This is a genomic window from Wolbachia endosymbiont of Drosophila bicornuta (assembly GCF_028982105.1).
Lineage (GTDB): Bacteria > Pseudomonadota > Alphaproteobacteria > Rickettsiales > Anaplasmataceae > Wolbachia > Wolbachia pipientis.
In genome coordinates, this window is record NZ_JAPQLF010000061.1 from 1 (window position 1) to 5,072 (window position 5,072).

Annotated in this window: 5 protein-coding genes and 1 pseudogene; 3 read left to right on the forward strand and 3 right to left on the reverse strand. The window is 34.0% G+C overall.

The features are described 5' to 3' along the window. A pseudogene (locus tag OZD68_RS01345) lies at positions 1–106 on the reverse strand (IS630-like element ISWpi11 family transposase); the annotation flags it as partial. A 91-nt stretch (positions 107–197) separates the two neighbouring features. Continuing rightward, complete coding sequence (locus OZD68_RS01350) at positions 198–479, reverse strand: hypothetical protein (protein WP_039964338.1); 282 nt, start codon at positions 477–479, stop codon at positions 198–200. On the opposite strand from OZD68_RS01350, the gene secD reads away from it, so the two are divergent. Next, entirely contained in the window at positions 379–1,821 is a 1,443-nt protein-coding gene (gene secD / locus OZD68_RS01355; protein WP_458695178.1) for a protein translocase subunit SecD, read from the forward strand. The two genes, OZD68_RS01350 and secD, sit on opposite strands and share 101 nt — an antisense overlap. Before the next feature lie 16 nt (positions 1,822–1,837). On the opposite strand, the gene OZD68_RS01360 is transcribed toward secD, so the two are convergent. Further along, positions 1,838–2,623, reverse strand: a complete 786-nt coding sequence (locus OZD68_RS01360; RefSeq protein WP_182309896.1) for an enoyl-ACP reductase FabI — start codon at positions 2,621–2,623, stop codon at positions 1,838–1,840. A 233-nt stretch (positions 2,624–2,856) separates the two neighbouring features. Here OZD68_RS01360 and OZD68_RS01365 point away from each other — a divergent pair, with 233 nt between their 5' ends. Continuing rightward, entirely contained in the window at positions 2,857–3,672 is an 816-nt protein-coding gene (locus OZD68_RS01365) for a hypothetical protein (protein ID WP_182309897.1), read from the forward strand. 62 nt (positions 3,673–3,734) lie between these two features. Then, the gene (locus OZD68_RS01370) at positions 3,735–4,907 is read left to right on the forward strand and encodes a porin (protein WP_182309898.1); all 1,173 of its coding nucleotides are present in this window, start codon (positions 3,735–3,737) and stop codon (positions 4,905–4,907) included. The last annotated feature ends 165 nt before the right edge of the window (positions 4,908–5,072 follow it).

Sequence of the window (5,072 nt, forward strand, 5' to 3'; positions counted from 1 at the left end):
TAGTTCGTCCAATCTTAAATCTTGCTGCCACTGTTTCTCTGCTTTCTCCTTCGTCTAGCGCTTCCATTGCTTTTTTTCTTAAATCATAACTATATGCTGCTGGCATTCAACCTCCTTATCATCATCTACCCTTATCCTATCACATCCGGACTTTTATGGAAAGAGCTATAACTATTGCATTCCTGCACAATTTATTCTCATGATAAAAACGTCTTAACTTTCTCTCTACTTTTTCTGGGTAAGGTCAAATAGAGAATTTTACAAAAATCTATTTTTAACTTACAATCAATTATTACAATTTTAAACCTACAACTTATGTATAACAGACTTATAGTCAAATCTTTTTCAGTATTATGCATCTGTTTATTTGCTTTATACATAACACTGCCAAATTTCTTTGATAATAAGCTTTTTATTTCGAAAAAAAGAATAAACTTAGGCCTTGACCTGAAAGGAGGGGCATCTTTGCTTTTAAACATAGACTTAGACTTCTATTTTAAGGAAAAGCTAAGCATGCTAGCTAACGAAATAAAAGAGACATTGCTAACAAAAAATATTGAATCTAACGTACAAAATAGCGTTATAACTTTAAATAATATTGATGATTATAAAAAAGCATCTGTGTTGATTAATGCGATAAATCCAAATTTAGAGCTAAATAGAAAAGATTCTTCAATTCTCATTTCGTATAAACCCCATTATAAGAATTCTTTGATCAGTGAAGTAGCTGCAGAATCAATAAACAATGTCCAGCGCCGTTTGGACAAACTTGGCACAAAGGAAGTCAGCGTTCAAAAACAAGGGCAGAATAAAATATTAGTGCAGGTGCCTGGAGTAGAAGATACCAAGCAGATAAAATCTCTGCTTGGCAAAACTGCTAAGCTAGCTTTTCATTTGGCAAACACTAACATAGCCAAGGTGCAGGATATAGACCATGAAACCACTGTCATGCTCAAGGATTCTTTAGGTAATTCTTATCCAATATTCCGCAAGACTGAAATAGGTGGTGATTCGCTGGTTAACGCATCAGTTAGATTTGGTCACTTAGGTAAACCAACAGTGCATTTTAAATTTGACAGCATAGCGAGTAAAAGATTCGCAAAAATCACTAAAGAAAATGTGGGAAAACCTTTTGCAATTGTTCTGGATAACACAGTCTTAACAGTACCTACAATACGTGAGCCAATTTTAAATGGAGAGGGAGAAATTAGCGGTAATTTCACTGAAAAACAAGCAAGCGAACTTGCAATACTTTTAAAATCTGGAGCACTGCCAGCACCACTTAAAATAATTGAAGAAAAAAACATTGGCCCAAGTCTTGGAGAAGAATCAATAAAGGCAGGGGAAATGGCAGCAACAATCTCTATTATAGCCGTGGCTTTATTTATAATCATCACTTACGGCAAATTAGGTGTATTGGCCTCTGTTGCACTTTTTTCTAATGTAGTTCTTATATTATCAATTCTCACTCTGCTTGAAGCAACTCTAACTTTACCTGGAATTGCCGGTATTGCACTCACTGTCGGTATGGCGGTGGATGCAAATGTTTTAATATTTGAGCGAATTCGTGAGGAAATAAAATCTGGCAAGAGAGTGGAACGTGCTATTGAAGAAGGGTTTAAAAACGCTATAAAGACAATACTGGATTCAAATATCACTACATTAATTGCTGCAGGAATAATGTTCATTATTGGCAGCGGAGCAATTAGAGGCTTTTCTGTCACTTTATCAATAGGAATTTTATGTTCGATGTTTTCTGCAATCACAGTCACAAAACTCCTGATAGAGTTGTGTATGAACACGAAGGAACTAGCGCTTTGAATTAAGGATTTAGATCTCAGTCAACCACCTTCATTCCCACAACGTTATATCCTGAATCGACGTGCAAAATTTCTCCAGTAGTGCCACTACTTAAATCGCTTAATAAGTATAGCGCTGCCTTGCCAACATCCTCTATTGTAACATTGCGTCTGAGCGGAGAATTATTTCTATTCCATTCTGATATGAAGTGAAAATCGCTTATTCCAGAAGATGCTAAAGTTCTGATTGGACCAGCGGAAATTGCATTTACTCTGATATTTTGTGGCCCGAGATCACATGCTATATATTTTACACTTGCTTCAAGTGCTGCTTTACATAAACCCATAACGTTATAATTTGGCATAACTTTTTCAGCGCCATAATAAGATAAAGTAAGCAAACTACCACCACCTGACATCATTTTTTCAGCTCTTTGTGCTAAAGCAGTGAAAGAATAGCACGATATATGCATTGCATTGAGGAAGTTATCCAGTGAAGTATTGACATATTTACCATCTAACTCATTTTTATCGGAGAATGCTATTGCATGCACCAAAAAGTCAAGAGTACCCCATTTTTTCTCTATTATTTCGAAAGCGTTATCTATGATTTTTTCATTTGAAACGTCGCAGTGTAATATTAGCTCCACATTTAGTTCATCTGCTATTGGTGATAGTTTTTCTTTTATTATTTCATTCTGGTAGGTGATTGCAAGTTCTGCTCCGTGCTCTGAGAGAGTTTTTGCTATACCGTATGCTATTGATCTCTTATTTATTATTCCGGTTATTAATCCCTTTTTGCCTTGTAATAGACTTGTCGTCATAGAACTATCTGTTTTTTTATAATTTGGAATATTAACTAGGTAAAGTCAAGATATCACTATGTTTTAAAATATTTTTTGCAGTAACTTGAAGTCCATAAACAGTAATCTTGATTCTTCTACAACAAAGCCATCCCGTATGACATTTTGTCTATACCTAATTAAGCATATCAATAAGTAAGTAAATCTTAATATAATCTTATTATACTTATAAATACGCTGTATAGAATGAAAGTATGGATGATTTCATAACTGCAAGAAGAAAAGATGATGCTGTGGTATCTGTTTGTCAGGATAATAAGAAAAAAAACGTGTTAATTTTAGGGCTCAATCAAGCCGCAAGGAATTTGTTAAAATACGAGGAAGGGAATTTACTTAATAAGCCGTTAATCAATATTTTAAGTGCAAGAGCAGCTGACGACATGAAGAATTATTTAGAGTATACCGAAAATGGGCACGATTTACTTGATATATTACCTAAAGTGATAGATTTTTCCTTAACTGATGCTAAAGGAGAAGATATCAGGACAAAAGTAAAAGTTTTCCGCACTGCACAATTTGCCAGTAATAAAATAAATTATGAGCTGTTAATACGTGATATCAGTTTGTCCCATAAATTAGGAATCTTTAGAGATGAATATCTAATGGGTAAGAAATATAAAAACCATGACTTATTCGATATACCGTGCAATGAGTCCACTATTCTAGAGTTATACGTTATATTGAATTTCGCCTTTCAACATCAAATTAATGCAGCTATAGGAATAATTGGCTTAAATAGTAGCTGTAGCGAGACAAATGATGCACTGAAAGTTATCATAGAACATTTTTATAAAAATTGCCGTAGTGATGATTTTCTAGGGTATATTGATGAGAATAAAGTGCTTTTTGTTTTGATTAACTGCGATGTAAAAAGTACATCTAAAATAATTAATCGTATACATTCTGCCATTAATAAGCAGTTATTAATGCAAAAATTACCAAGTGTATCAATAATTTATGGGAATATAGCTCAAAAACAGGCAGCAAAATCTACCAGCGGTGCCTTCTGAAAAGTTGTTTTTTATTTATATTGAGTTTAAACTTAAATTTTTATAAAGATTTAAGTTTATTTATGAAGTTAAAGTACTACCTGGTAGCACTGCTTTCATCATTGTTTTTGCAGAATAGTGCTAGCTCTAAAACAATTTTGGATAAGGAAATATTTTATGCAGAACTAGACGGAAAAATAGATTTGAGATTCGGCTACGCCTTCAACAGAGATTCTTTCAATGCTAAGCCTAAGGATAAAACTTCAAGTTATTCATACTTGCGCTTTCTTTATTTACAGCAAGTTTATCCAAATACTCAAATGGGGGTTAATGTTAAGGCAGGGGTTTCTGGTATTGCAAACCTAAGAGCGTTAGACATAGAAAAGTTAGACATGGAGGAATGGTATTTTATCATAAAAAACCAGGAACTTGGATCAATTGAATATGGTAAAAGAAGTTTAGTTGGTCAGAGCATGTTAATTAACACTTCAAAAATTTATGCAGCTGCTGGAGGAGTAAATGGTCATTGGACAAACTATGCAAATTTGCGCGGTGATCATAAAAAGGATGGTGACCCTGGATATGATCAAGACAAGGTGTTCTGGGTCAAGCCCAATATTTATAGCGATTATAATGAACTCGAACTATGGTTAAAACAATCATCAATTAACTACATCTCCCCTGAAATCTATAACTTTCAACTCGGATTCAGTTATGTTCCAGGAAAAAATAACTTACAGTACAGCAATTTAATTGCTGCTGGCCTTTCCTATAAAAACAGCTTGTCAGATGATATAGGTTTTACTACTGCCTTAACTGGTGAATTTGCAAGAGAAAATTTAACTGATTGCTCAGATGGGACTTCTAAAAATTATGAATGCCGCAATCAATTACTACACTGGAATTTTGGTTTGAAGCTAAAATTGTTCGATCTTGATTGCATTTTTTCGTATGGTAATGGTGGTAAATCTGGTGAGAAGCGTAATCCTGAAACAAATAATACGTATTATATGAATGCAGGTATCGCTTACCGTTCTGATTCTTACAAATCGAGCTTAACATATTTTAGTAGTGGTAGGGATATTGCAGGCGAAGGTACAAACGAGTTAACATCATATGCTTTAAGTCTTGAAAATTCTCTTTTTTTAGGTACTTCATACTATTTCGATATTGTAAAGTTTAGTACAAAAGAGCCTAAAATAGAAAATAACAACTCTGGTTATGTGTTCTTGGCTGGAATGAAATTAAGTTTTTAATATTGCCTCCTTCCAACACTCTTTTCTGTCATCCAAGGTAACCGTTCACAGATTTCCACTTAATTTTTCAATCTCACTCATGGAGAGGCCAGTAAACTGACCTTACCCAGAAAAAGTGGAGAGAAAGAAAAGAGTTTTTTTGGGTAAAATAAAATTTTGGAGGAT

Bases quoted from the DNA above. Each gene is read 5' to 3' on its own strand.
- OZD68_RS01370 (WP_182309898.1), top strand. From the start codon at position 3,735: ATGAAGTTAAAGTACTACCTGGTAGCACTGCTTTCATCATTGTTTTTG.
- OZD68_RS01360 (WP_182309896.1), bottom strand. From the start codon at position 2,623: ATGACGACAAGTCTATTACAAGGCAAAAAGGGATTAATAACCGGAATA.
- OZD68_RS01365 (WP_182309897.1), top strand. From the start codon at position 2,857: ATGGATGATTTCATAACTGCAAGAAGAAAAGATGATGCTGTGGTATCT.
- OZD68_RS01350 (WP_039964338.1), bottom strand. From the start codon at position 479: ATGTTTAAAAGCAAAGATGCCCCTCCTTTCAGGTCAAGGCCTAAGTTT.